Raw genomic sequence first — 13,211 nt, forward strand, 5'->3', positions numbered from 1 at the left:
TCAGTTCGCACGGGGTTGCGGCATCACTGCTGGTGAGGTCGGCGGGGTGGTGGGGTCCGGCGGGGGCGGCCCCGCCGGGCGGCGGCGCGCATCGCGGCACGGGCCAGTTCCGGCCGTTCGGCGGCGCCGTCGAGGCTGGCGGCGAGCGCGCGCACGGTCGGGTGGCGGAACAGGTCGAGCATGGTGATCGAGCGGCCGGTGGCCTCGGTGAGCCGGGCGTGCACCGCGGCGAGCGCCATCGAGTGACCGCCGATGTCGAAGAAGTTGTCGACGACGCCGACGGTGTCCCGGCCGAGCACCTCGCGCCAGATGCCGGCGATCAGCTCCTCGGTCGCGGTGAGCGCGTCCGGGCCGGCGGGCAGCGGCGCCCGGGCGGCCTCGGTGGCGGCCACGGTCATCGCGCCGAGCGCGGCCACCCGCACCGCCGGGCGGGGCAGTTCGGCGGCCACCTCGCCGGCCGGCGCGTCCGGGTCGGCGGCGAGCGCGCCGACCAGGGCGGCCAGGTCGGCGAGGAGCGCGGTGATCCGGTCGGCCTCGAACAGGTCCGGGTTGTGCACCACCTCGACGCCGGCGCGGCCGTCGCGCTCCACCACGTAGACGGTGAGGTCGAACGGCGAGCCGGGTTTCGGCACCGGCACCGGTTCGACGGTGAGGTCGGCCAGGGCGAGCCGGGGCGGGACGAAGTTGAGCACGTTGAACAGCACCTGCACCAGCGGGGCGCGGGAGGTGTCCCGGCCGACGCCGAGCGCCTCGACGATGCGCTCCAGCGGCGCGCCCGGGTGGACGGTCACCTCGTGCAGCTCGACCGCGCACCTGTCGACCTGGTCGGCGAAGCTGCCACCCGCGCGCACCCGCACCGGCACGGTGTCGATGAAGAACCCGATCACCTCGTCGAACGCGGCCAACCGCCGGTCGGCGACGATCGCGCCGAGCACGTGGTCGTCACCGCCGGTGAGCCGGCGCAGCAGCTCGCCGAAACCGGCCAGCAGCACGGCCGCGACCGTGGTGCCGCGCCGGGCGGCCAGATCGCGGACCGCCCGGTCGGCGGCCTCGTCGAGCGTGACCGCGGCCTCCGCGCCGGCATACGTCTGCACGGCCGGGCGGGGACGGTCCCGGGGCAGCTCCAGCACGGCCGGCGCGCCGGCCAGGTGCCCGGTCCACCAGGCCAGGTCGGCCTCGCCCCGGCGCCGGTCGCGTTGCTCCCGCCACACCGCGTAGTCGGCGTACGTGGCGGGCAGCGGCGCGCGGCCCGGCGCCGGCCGGCTTAGCGCCCGGTCGTACGCGGCGGTCAGCTCGTCGTAGAGCAGCGCCTCGGACCAGCCGTCGAAGACCGCGTGGTGCACGGTCACCGCGAGCACGTGCTCCTCGGCGGCGAGCCGGTAGACGGTCACCTGCCAGGGCGGGCCGGTGGCCAGGTCGAACGCGTGCCCGGCGCCGGCGGCGAGCATGGCCGCCAACTCCGCGTCCGCGGCGGCGGAGGCGGTCAGGTCGACCACCGGCACCGCCACGTCGGTCGGTTCCTCGCGCACCGCATAGGGCACGCCGCCCTGCTGCGCGATGCGCCAGCGCAGCACGTCGTGCCGTTCCGCGACCAGGCGCAGCGCGGCGCCCAGGGCGCCGACGTCGAGCGGCCCGCGCAGCCGGTGCGCGACCGCGATGTTGTAGGGCGCGCTGGACGGGGCGAGCTGGTCCATGAACCACAGCCGCCGCTGCGGCGGGGAGAGCGTGGGCGGGTTGCCGGTGGTCAGGTCGTCGCCGCCGGCCGGGTCGGCGGCGCGGACCCGGTCGACGAGCGCGGCGAACGTGCGGTCGGTGAACAGCACCCGGGTGTCCACCTGCCGGCCCGTCTCCGCGCGCAGCGCGGCCACCAGCCGCATCGCGGCGATCGAGTTGCCGCCGGCGGCGAGGAAGTCGCCGTCGGGCGTGGGGGCGGCGCCGAGCAGCCGGGTCCACAGCCGCCGGACCGCCGCCTCGACCGGGTCACCGGCGTCCGGTGTGTCGTCGGCCGGCGCGGCGGCGGTGGCCAGCTCGCGCAACGCCGGCCGGTCCAGCTTGCCGGTGGTCGCGCTGACCGGCAACGCGGCCAACCGCACCGTCCGGGCCGGCAGCATCGCGGCGGTCAACCGCTCCCCGGCGTACGCCCGCAGCACGTCGTCGTCGGGCGCGCCGGCCGGGGTCAGGAACGCGACCAGCTCGGTGCCGGACGGGCCGGGCACCGCCTCCACCGCGGCCCGCTCCACGCCCGGGTGGGCGGCCAGCACCGCCTCGACCTCGCCGAGTTCGATCCGCTGGCCGCGCACCTTGACCTGCCGGTCGGCCCGGCCCAGGTAGACGATCCGGCCGTCCGGCGCCTGCCGGACCAGGTCGCCGGTGCGGTAGAGCCGCCCGCCCGGGACGTCACCGAACTCGTCGGGCACGAACCGCTCGGCGGTCAGCGCGGGCCGGTTGAGATAGCCGTCGGCCAGGCCCGGCCCGCCGATCAGCAGCTCGCCGGTCTCTCCCGGCGGCACCGGCCGCAGCTCCGGGTCGACCACGTAGGCACGGTGGTTGGGCAGCGGTCGGCCGATCGGCACCGGGTCGGCGTCGGCCGGGGTGAGGTCGCCGCCGACCGCCAGCACCGTGGTCTCGGTCGGTCCGTAGCCGTTGAGGAACCGACGGCCGGGCGCCCAGCGGGCGACCAGGTCGGCCGGGACCGCCTCGCCGCCACAGAGCAGCACCCGCCACGACGGCACGTCCGCCGGATCGAGCAGGGCGAGCACGGTCGGCGTGACGAAGCCCCAGGTCACCTCGTGTGCGGCGACGAACCGGGCCAGCCGCGCCGGGTCGGCCCGGTCGTCCGTGCCGAGCAGTTGCACCGCGCCGCCGAGGGTCAGCGGCACGAACAGGTCCATGGTGGCCGCGTCGAACCCGAGCGAGGCGATGCCGAGGCTGCGCACCGACGCCTCGGCGCCGGTCAGCGCGGTGACCCCGGTGACGAACTCGACCGCGTTGCGGTGGGTGGTTAGCACCCCCTTGGGGCGGCCGGTGGAGCCGGAGGTGAACAGCACGTACGCCGGGTCGCCGGGACGGGCCGGGCAGGGCGCGAGCGGAGCCGGGCCGGGCAGGCCGATCGCCTCGACGCCCGGCTCGTCGCCGAACTCGGCCGCCGCCGCGTCGCCGACCACCACCCGCACGCCCGCGTCCCGGGCTATCTCACGCAGCCGGGCACGCGGGCCGCCCGGCTCCAGCGGCACGTAGGCGGCGCCGGCCAGCAGCACGCCGACGACGGTCACCACCAGGTCCGGGGTGCGGGCTCCGCACACGCCGACCCGGTCGCCCCGGCCGACGCCGCGTTCGCGCAGCGCGGCGGCCACTCCGGCGGCCCGCTCGACGAGCTGCCGGTAGGTGAGCCGGGTGTCCCACTGGCGCACCGCGACCGAGTCCGGCACCCGGGCGGCCCGCTCGACGATCAGGTCGGCGAGGGTGGCGTCCGGCCAGGGCAGGTCCGTCCCGGAGGCGGCGCTGACGGTCAGGGTGTCGGTCACCGGTGTGCTCCCAGGTGCTCGGCCGGATCGGTGATCTGGAGACGGAGTTCGCTGACGTAGCCGCGGCCCCGGGCGTCGGGCACCCAGGCATCGGCGGGGGCGGGCAACAGCTCGGAGACCACCACCGGCACGTCCGCGCCGGTACGCAGCGCGGCGTCCACCATGGCGCACAGCGACTGCGCGTACAGCGGGCCGGTCAGGTCCACGTAACAGGGCTTGATCTCGGTGCCCACCTTGACGAACACCCGCTCGGGCAGGCCGGTGGCGGCCCGCCAGCGGCGGACCGCGAGGTAGCGGGCGTTCTCGTCGGGGTGGCCGCCCAGCCCGCACTCGCCGGCCGTGGTGCGCCAGGTGCGCCGGGCCACCACCAGCCGGTCGATGGTGATCCGGGGCGTGTGCGCCGCGGCGCCGAACAGCTTGAACGCGTCCAGCAGCAGCGAGCCGAGCAGCGTGGCGAAGACCTCCATCAGCGGCCAGCGGGCGCCGTCCGGGAAGACCGCGGTGAGCCGGTCGCCGTCGCGTTCCACCACCACGGCGGTGGCCGGGACCAGCCGCTCGGTGTCGGCGCCGCGGGCGGTGTCGATGCCGAGTTGGAGGTCCGCCGGGCCGGTCAGCGCATAGGTGGTGCGGGTGGTCCGCCGGGGGAAGCTGTCCGGCCAGAGCACCCGCAGCCGCACCGGGCCGAGGTCGGCGTCGAGGTCGGCGCGCAGCGCGGCCGGGTCCGGGTGGAACGGGCTGAGCACCGCGCTGTCGAACGCGACCGACGCGGGGTGCAGCTCGCCGAGCACCAGCAGGAACTGGCCCCGCTCGACCGCCTCCGGTGAGGCGGCGCTGAGCTGGACGTCCGGGTTGTGCAGCCGGGCCGACGGCCAGCCGGGGCGCTCGGCCGGGAACAGCTCCCGCACCCGCTGCGCGAGATCGGCCGCGCGCACCCGCAGCTCGGCCTGCCCGGCCGGCAGGTCACGCAGGCCGAACAGCTCGGCCCAGCGCTCGGTGAGCGCCGTCCCGGCCCGGCCGATCGGGCCGTCCGGGGCGATCAGGGTGCCCTGGGCCAGCAGCCACAGGTCGGCCAGGCGCACCGGCTCGCCGCCGCCGGCCAGCTCCTCGTGCAGCTCGGTGAAGAGCGCACCGCAGCGCTCGGCGACCTGCGTGGTGAACCACCGGGCGGTGCGCAGCACCACCGCGAGCGGTTCGGCGAGCGCGTCGGTGACCGCCGATCCGATCCGGAACTCCAGGTCGCGGGCGGTCTCCTCGTAGCAGACGGTGCGTGCCGCGTACATCTGTCCGCTGTTGCGGGTGGCCGGGCGGCCGGTGACCGCGGTGAACTCGGTGTTGAGCGCGGCGAGCGCGGCGCCGAGCCGGCCCGGGTCGCCGGCGGCGGCCGCCACCTCGTCGCGGGCGGCGCGGAGCCGGCCGAACTCCGCCGCGGTCGCCGCGCGCACCGGCTCGTCGCCGACGGCGGCGATCCGCGCGGCGAGCACCTCCTCGGCGTCCGGGGCGATCGGCAGGTTCGCGCCCCAGGTGAGCTGGCCGCGCTCGACCCACCGGTCGAGCAGCAGGTAGACATCGTCGACGCCGTGCACCGCGCCCTCGGCGCACAGCCGCTCGGCCAGTTCCCGCGCCGGGGTGCGCCCGTCGCAGTCGGCCAGCAGGCGGGCCTCGACCGGGGTCAGCGCGATCGGCGGGTGCAGCGGCCAGCGCAGTTCCCGGCCGGCGACGGTCAGGTGCGGTTGCAGCGCCGGCGCCCACCAGCGGCGCACCGCGAGGTCGTCGGCGAGCCGGTCGGCGTACGCGATCAGCGCCCACGCCTCGAAGAACACCCGGCGGCGGTGCACCAGCGTCGCGCCGGGCGCGGTGCGCACGCCGCGCACCGTCGGGTCGACCGTGCCCCAGCAGACCGGGCCGAAGAAGCCGATCGTCTCGGCCTTGCCGCAGTAGCGCTGCCAGTAGCGCAGCAGGCTCAGCTCCCGCTTGCGGCGGCGCACGTTGCGCACCTGCGGATCGGTGCGCAGCAGGCCGTCCAGCGCGATCAGCATGTCCGGGTTCTGCCAGGTGACCGCCTCGCGCAGCAGCGGGTCGGCGGCCAGCTCACCGGCCACCGCCGAGGAATCGGCGAACGCGTCGCGCAGCGTCTTGTCGAAGACCTCGGCGGTGTCGGCGCCGGCCAGCACCGCGTCGGCGGCGGCCGCGCACTCCGGCGCGGCGAAGCGGTCCAGCCCGGCGGCCGGGAACCCGGCGGTACGCAGGACCACGTCCCGCCACACCGACCAGCCGGTCTCGCCCAGGGGCACCAGGTGGCTCACTTCGCGTCCTCCCGTCCGGCGTCGGTGATGTGCAGGCGCAGCTCGCTGAGGTAGCGGCGGCCGGCGCCGTCGGGCACCCAGGCCTGCTCCGGTGCGGGCAGCATCTCGCTGACCGTCAGCGGGACGGCGTCGCCGCCGTCGACGCGCGCGGCGCGCACCAGCGCGCAGAGCATGCCGGCGAACCCGGGCGCGGCCAGGTCCACGAAGCACGGCTTGGTCTCGGTGCCCAGCTTGACGTAGACCTGCTCGGGTAGGCCGAGCCGGCGACGCCAGGCCCGCACGGCCAGGAACCGCTGTCGCTCGCCGGTGACGGTGGCCAGGCCGCTCTCGCCGACCGTGGTGCGCCAGGTCTGCCGGGCCACCACCAGCCGGTCCACCGTGATCCGGGGCGTGTACGGCGCGGCGGCGACCAGCTTGAAGCCGTCCACCGCGTGCGCGCTGAACGCCTCGGCGAAGACCTCGGCGAGCGGCCAGCGCTGCCCGTCCGAGGCGGTGGCGACCAGCTCGCCGCCGACCTCGTCGACGGTGAGGTCCACCGTGGGCAGCACCCGGTCCGGGTCGGCGCCCGGCGCGTCGAGGAAGGCGAGCTGCCGATCGGTCGGGCCGGTCAGCGACTCGGCGGTGCGACTGGTCCGGCGCGGCCAGTCGGCCGGGAAGAGCAGCCGCACCCGCCGCTGCCCCAGGTCGGCGGCGAGCGCGTCGCGCAGTCGTTCCACCTCCGGGTGCGACGGCGTGAAGACCGCGCAGTCGAACGACGACCAGGCGGCGTGCAGCTCGCCGAGCACCACGGTGTAGTCCCCGCGCCGCAACGCCGCGTCGTCGGTGGCGCAGATCTGCAGGTCGGGGCTGTGCATGACGGCGTTGGACCAGGTCGGCCGGCTGCCAGGGAAGGCCGCGTCGATCCGCTCGGCCAGGTCGGCCGCGCGCAGCTCGACACCGGTCGCGCCGGCGGGCAGCGTGTCCAGGCCGAACAGCCCGGCCCAGCGGGCCGCGAAATCGGCGGCGACCGCGTCGACCGGCCGCTCGCCGTCGCCCCAGAACAGGCCCTGGGCCAGGAACCACAGGTCGGCCAGCGCCACCGGAGCGCCGGACTCGGCGCGCAGCTCCTGGTGGAGGCCGCGCAGCACGTCCAGGTAGGCGTCGGCGAGCGCGTTGGCCAGCCAGCGGGCGGCGCGCAGCAGCATGTCCAGCGGTGCGGCCAGCTCGGCCAGCAGCGGGGCGCCGAAGACCACGTCCAGGTCGCGGGCGGTGTCCTCGTAGCAGATCGTGCGGCCGGCGTACATCTGGCCGGCGCGGCGCACCGCGGGCACGCCGGTCAGCTCGGTGAACGTGGCGTCGAGGGTGTCCAGCGCGGCGCGCAGCGACACCGGGTCGCCGGCCGCCCGGGCCACCTGGTCGCGGGCGGCGCACAGCCGGTCGAGGCCGGCCCGGGCGGCGGCGCGGGCCGGCTCGTCGCCGATCGCGGCGATCCGCTCGGCCAGCACCCGCTCGGCGTCCGGGCTCACCGGCAGCGCCGCGTCCCAGGTCACCAGTTCCCGTTCCACCAGCCGGTCGAGCAGCGCGTAGCCGTCCGCCGGCCGACGCAGCCCGATCGCCGGGTCGGCGACCAGATCGGCGGCGGCGCGTCGCCCGTCGGCGGCGTGCAGCAGCGCGGCCTCGACCGGGGTCAGCGTCAGCGGCGGCCGGCCGGGCCGCAGCACGGCCCGGTCCCGGATCGCCAGGTGGGGCCGGAGCCTCGGCGGCCACCAGCGGCGGACCGCCAGGTCCGCGCCGATCCGGTCGGCGTACGCGGTCAGCGCCCAGGACTCGAACCACACCCAGCGCCGCCGGGTCAGTTGGTCGCCAGGGTTGACCCGGGCAACCTCCGGCACCTCGGGGTCGACGGCGACCCAGCAGCTCGGGCCGAAGAAGCCGACCGTCTCGTTCTTGCCGCAGTAGCGCTGCCAGTACTTGAGCAGCGCCCGCTCCCGGTCCCGCCGGCGCACGTTGCGGGGCGCGTCGGCGCCGCCGCGCGCCAGCCCGTCCAGCGCGGCCAGGGCGCCCCGGTTCTGCCAGGTGACCGCCTCGCGCAGCAGCGGGTCGCCGGCCAGTGCGCCGAGCCGCTCGGCACCGGCGCGGACCGCCTCGTCGAACTCCTTGTCGAAGCGGTCCTCCCCGGCGCCGGTGTCGATCAGCTCGTCGGCGGCGGCGGCCGCGCGCGGGGCGGTCAGCAGCGCCAGCCCGTCGGCGGGGAAGCCGGTGGTCCGCAGCATCGCGTCGCGCCACACCGACCAGCCGGTGTCGCCGAGCGGCACCCGGTGCGCACCGCCGGCGGTCCCGCGGCCGGAGGCGCGCACCGGGGCCGGACCCGCGCCCGGTGTCGCGGCGCGGGTGGTCGGGGTGCCGGGCGCGACGCCCGGCGGCAGACCGGTGCCCGGCGCGGCGGCCAGGTCGGTCTGGATCAGGGCGGCCAGCTCGGGAAGCCGGTCGTGCAGGAAGAAGTGCCCGCCGGGCAGCTCGTGCAGGGTGAACCCGGCGGCGGTGTGCGCCGCCCAGGCCGCGTTCTGCTCGCGGGTGACCGCCCGGTCGTGGTCGCCGGCGAACGCGACGATCGGCACCGGCAGCGGCTCGCCGGGGACGTAGCGGTAGTCGTCCACCCGGCCGAAGTCGGCCCGCAGCAGCGGCAGCAGCAGCTCCACCAGCTCCGGGTGCTCCAGCAGCTCGGCGGGGAGGCCGCCGCCGTCGCCGAGGCGGCGCAGCAGCTCCGCGTCGTCGGCCCGGGACAACCCGTCGAAGAGCCCCGGCGCGGCGACGTGCGGGGCGCGGGCGCCACCGACGTAGAGCCGCGCCGGCAGCGGCCGGCCGGTGCGGCGCAGCTCCCGCACCACCTCGAAGCCGAGGCGGCCGCCCATCGAGTGGCCGTAGATCGCATACCGGCGGTCGGCCCGGGAGGCGATGGCGTCGGCCACCTCGGCGACGGAGAAGCGGGGGTCCTCGGTGATCCGGTTCTCCCGGCCCGGCAACTGCACCGGCAACACCTCGACGCCCGAATCGAACGCGGGCGGCCAGCGCCGGAACGCGCTCGCGCCGGCGCCGGCGTACGGCAGGCAGAACAAGCGCACCGGCGCCTCGGGGCGGCTTCCGGTGGAGACGAACCAGTTCACCTCGGGCCTCTCTGCACGGGGTCGATCCAGTGCCGGCGGCGCTGGAACGGGTAGGTGGGCAGCCCGGTGCGCCGCACGGTGCCCTCGGGGTGCAGGGCGTCCCAGTCGACGTCGCGGCCGGCCACCCAGTCCGCGGCCAGCTCGCGCAACGGCCCGGCGTCGTCGGCCGTGCGGGCGTCGGTGTCGAGCAGCACATCCAGCGCGGACAGCGCGCCGGGCAGGTCGACGGCGACCACGGCCGCCCGGTGGGCGAACTGCCGGCGGCCGAGCGCCAGCGTGGCGGCCACCTCGGGCAGCGCCGGCGCGGCGCCGGCCAGGTGGGCCCGCAGCCGGGCCACCGCGGCCCGCAACGCCACCGGGGTACGCGCGGAGACCGGCAGCAGCCACGGCCCGGCGCCGGGCGGGTCGACCGGTTCCACCGGGGGCGGTTGCTCCACCACCACGTGGGCGTTGGTGCCGCCGAGGCCGAACGCGCTCACTCCGGCCACCCGGCGCCCGCCGTCCGGCCAGTCCCGGGCCTTGGTCGGCACGTGGAACGGGCCGGCGGCCAGGTCGATCTCCGGGTGCGGGCGGGTGAAGTGCAGGTTCGGCGGGATGACGCCGTGGCGGACGGCGAGCACCGTCTTGATCAGCCCGGCGATGCCGGCGGCGGCGTCGAGGTGGCCGATGTTCGTCTTCACCGAACCGAGCGCGCAGGCGCCGGCCGGGGCGGCGCCGGCGTACACCTCGTGCAGCGCGGCCACCTCGATGGCGTCGCCGAGCGGGGTGCCGCTGCCGTGGCCCTCGACGAGGCGTACCTCGCCGGGGGCGACCTCGGCGGTGGCGAGCGCGTTGGCCACGGCGGCGGCCTGCCCGGCCGGCCCGGGCACGGCGAACCCGGCCCGCTCCGGGCCGTCGTTGGTGACCGCCCAGCCGGGCAGGATCGCGTAGATCCGGTCGCCGTCGGCCTGGGCGTCGGCGAGCCGGCGCAGCGCGACGACGCCCGCGCCGGAACCGAAGCCGGAACCGTCGGCGGCCTCGTCGAAGGCGCGGCACCGGCCGTCGGGCGAGGCGAGCCCGCCGGGGGTGGCCCGGTGCCGGGGCCACATCACGGTGGCGCCGCCGGCCAGCGCGAGGTCGCACTGGTAGTCGGCGAGGCTCTGCGCGGCCAGGCAGACCGCTACCAGCGAGCTGGAGCAGGCGCTCTGCACGGCCAGCGCGGGCCCGGTCAGGCCGAGGCGGTAGGCCACCTGGCCGGGCAGGTGGTCGGTGAGCTGCCGGCCGACGAGGCGCGCCTCCCAGTCGTCCGGGTCGACGTCGCCGACCACGGCCGGGTTGTCCATCAGGTGGAACAGGAAGTAACGGTTGGCGGAGGTGGCGGAGTAGACGCCGACCAGCCCCGGGAAGCGCCGCGGGTCGTGCCCGGCGTCCTCCAGCGCCTCCCACGCGGTCTCCAGGAAGATCCGGTGCTGCGGGTCGGTGCGGGCGGCCTCCTCGGCGCCGAACGAGAAGAACTCGGCGTCGAAGTCGGTCACCCCGTCGAGCCGCCCGGCGGCGCGGACGTGCCGGGGGTCGGCGCGCAGGCGCGGCCCGACACCGAGCGCGGCCAGCTCCTCGTCGGTGTGGTCGTGGATCGAGTCCACCCCGGTGCACAGGTTCCACCAGAACGTCGCCACGTCGGGCGCGCCGGGGAAGCGGCCGGCGACGCCGACCACGGCGATCTCGTCGCCGGTGTAGTCGCGGGCGGCGCTGACCGGGGCGGCGGGCACGGGCAGCAGCGGGGCGCGGACCGCCTCCGGTGGGGCGTCGAGCAGGGCCGCCTGGGCGGCCACGGTGGGGTGGTCGAACAGGCGCAGCATCGGCAGCCGCACCCCGAACCGCTCGGCGATCCGCTGCTGCACCCGACCCAACAGCAACGACTGCCCGCCCACGTCGAAGAAGTTGTCCGTGCGGCCGACCGCCGGGCGGCCGAGCACCGCGCACCAGATGTCGTGCACGGCGCGTTCGGTCTCGGTGGCCGGCGCCGCCTCGGCGGGGACCTCGGTGGCCGGGTCGGGCAGCGCCCGCTCGTCGACCTTGCCGCTGACGGTGAGCGGGAACTCGTCGACCACCACGACCGCGCGGGGCACCGCGTAGTCGGGCAGGGCGGCGGTCAGGGCCGCCCGCAGCGCGGCCGGGTCGGGGCGGGGGTCGGCCGGGCGGACGTACGCCAGCAGCTCACCGTCGCGGGCGATGGCGCGGACGCCGGCCACGCCGGGCCGGTCGGCGAGCACGGCCTCGATCTCGGTCAGCTCCACCCGGTGCCCGCGTACCTTGACCTGCCGGTCGAGCCGGCCCAGGCAGACCAGCTCGCCACCGGGCAGGCGCCGGCCGAGATCGCCGGTGCGGTACGACCGCACGCCGCCGTCGTCGGTGGCGAAGCGGTCGCTGTCCTGGTTGAGGTAGCCGGGCGCGAGGTGCCGGCTGCGCACCACGATCTCGCCGGTGTCCGGGTCGAGGTCGAGCCGGTAACCGGGGAACGCGGTGCCGACCGGCAGCGGCCCGACGGCGGTCGGGTCCACCTGGGACAGCGGCACCAGGTGCCGGGCCGCGAACGTCATCTCGGTCGCGCCGTAGCCGTTGACCAGCAGGCAGTCGGCGGCGAACCGGTCCCGGCCGCGCGCGGCGTCGGCCCAGGTGGCCTGTTCGCCGCCGAGCAGCACCGCGCGCACCGACGCCAGCCGGCGCTCGCCGAGCGTGTCGAGCAGGAACCGGTAGACGGTGGGCGTGCAGTGCAGGATTGTGGTCCGGTGCCGGTCGAGCTGCTCGACCGCGTACGCGAGGCCCTGCCGGCGCAGGTCGACCGGGACGACCGCGGCGCCGGTGAGCAGCGCCGGGTAGAGGTCACAGATGGCGGCGTCGAAGCTGAACGAGGCGAGCAGGCTGAGCCGGTCGGCCGGGCCGACACCGAGCGCGTCGATCTGGTTGTCGACCACGTGCGCCAGGTTGCGGTGGGTCTGCCCGACCGCCTTGGGCACACCCGTGGAGCCGGAGGTGAACAGCACGTACGCCAGCGCGTCCGGGTCCACCGGGACCGGGCGCAGCGGGGCCGGGGGCGCGTCGTCCAACGGCACCGTGGCGCGCCCGGCGGCCAGCTCACGGGCCAGCTCACGGTGCTCGGCGGCGTACGCCACGGCGGTGACGCCGGCGGCGGTGACCATGTGCCGCAGGCGGGCGACCGGGAACCCCGGGTCCAGCGGCACGTAGGCGCACCCGGCGGCCAGCGTGCCGAGCAGCGCGGCGACGGTCGGCGCGCCGTGCGTGGTGAGCAGCGCGATGCGGTCGCCCGGCCGGAGACCGGCGGCGACGAGCACGGCCGCGTACCCGCCGGCCGCACCGGCCAACTCGGCGTAACCGACCTCGTGGGTCTCACCGAGAAGTGCCGGACGGCCACCGTGGACCGCTGCGACCGCGCCGAAACGATTGATGATCATCGTCTCTGCCATGTCAGGATGCGGGTTGCGCTCCACTGACGACAGGCACGCAGCAATCGACGAATGTGACCATTGATCCCCCCCAGGACTTCACATTGGAAGCAGAATAAAGCTCAATCCCTTGATCGGAAGAGCATCGATGCGGGTTGAGCCGAAGGTGGGAGGGCACGTGGTACCCGGGACGGAGGAATCCGTCCGATCATCCCTCTAGCGCGTAGACGATTTTCGGCGTAGGTGGCTACTGGCGAGTTATTTTACGGTGAAAATACTTCCGGGCCGTCAAATTTTCGCCCTGACGGCCCCTGCCCGGCAGCTCGACCCGGGTCGCGGGGAGCCTGCTCAGACATCGTACGGCGGGCGCGGAACGGGGTCCACCATCGCGTCGAAACCTCGCGGCAACTGCGCCACCAGGTCCTCGAACTCGCCGACGGTCACCGTCTCACGCAACGTCGCGAGCACCGCCCGCGCGCCCACCTCGGCGACCGCCGGATCCACCGCGGCGCGCTCGGCCACCCGGTAGAGGAAGTCCACCGCGCCCCCGGTCGCACCCGCCCGCCCGGGCGTCGACAGATAGCCCCCCACGTCGTCCGGCAACTGGGCGGCCAGGTCGGCCGACTCGTCGGCGGTGACCCGCTCGGCGAGGGTCTGCAGCACCGCCCGGGAGATCGTCGCGGCGTCGTCCGTGGGCAGCTCGGCGCGACGTGCCACCGCGTCGACGAACAGGGGAAACCGCATCCCGTCCCTCCCCTCGCCGCCGCCCCGGCAACCTCGTGCCGCCGGCCGCCCCCC

The 13,211-nt window shown here is 76.6% G+C and carries 5 protein-coding genes; all 5 read right to left on the reverse strand.

All coding sequences use genetic code 11. The annotated features are described in order from the left end of the window. Positions 1-23: 23 nt before the first annotated feature. The 5 genes from O7618_RS12040 to O7618_RS12060 all read right to left on the reverse strand — a co-directional run bounded on the left by O7618_RS12040 (position 24) and on the right by O7618_RS12060 (position 13,157). A complete protein-coding gene (locus O7618_RS12040; protein ID WP_278106139.1) occupies positions 24-3,524 on the reverse strand; it encodes an amino acid adenylation domain-containing protein in 3,501 nt (1,166 codons plus the stop codon). After that, positions 3,521-5,827 (reverse strand): lantibiotic dehydratase, encoded by a 2,307-nt coding sequence (locus tag O7618_RS12045; RefSeq protein ID WP_278106140.1) that lies wholly within the window; start codon positions 5,825-5,827, stop codon positions 3,521-3,523. The genes O7618_RS12040 and O7618_RS12045 overlap by 4 nt, the downstream gene beginning before the upstream one ends. Then, positions 5,824-8,970: a thioesterase domain-containing protein gene (locus O7618_RS12050; RefSeq protein ID WP_278106141.1), complete on the reverse strand. Its 3,147-nt coding sequence runs from the start codon at positions 8,968-8,970 to the stop codon at positions 5,824-5,826. The genes O7618_RS12045 and O7618_RS12050 overlap by 4 nt, the downstream gene beginning before the upstream one ends. Next, on the reverse strand, positions 8,967-12,434 hold the full coding sequence (locus tag O7618_RS12055; RefSeq protein WP_278106142.1) for an AMP-binding protein: 3,468 nt from the start codon (positions 12,432-12,434) through the stop codon (positions 8,967-8,969). The genes O7618_RS12050 and O7618_RS12055 overlap by 4 nt, the downstream gene beginning before the upstream one ends. A 327-nt stretch (positions 12,435-12,761) precedes the next feature. After that, entirely contained in the window at positions 12,762-13,157 is a 396-nt protein-coding gene (locus O7618_RS12060; protein ID WP_278106143.1) for a DUF2267 domain-containing protein, read from the reverse strand. Positions 13,158-13,211 lie beyond the last annotated feature (54 nt).

The organism is Micromonospora sp. WMMD980 (assembly GCF_029626035.1).
Lineage (GTDB): Bacteria > Actinomycetota > Actinomycetes > Mycobacteriales > Micromonosporaceae > Micromonospora.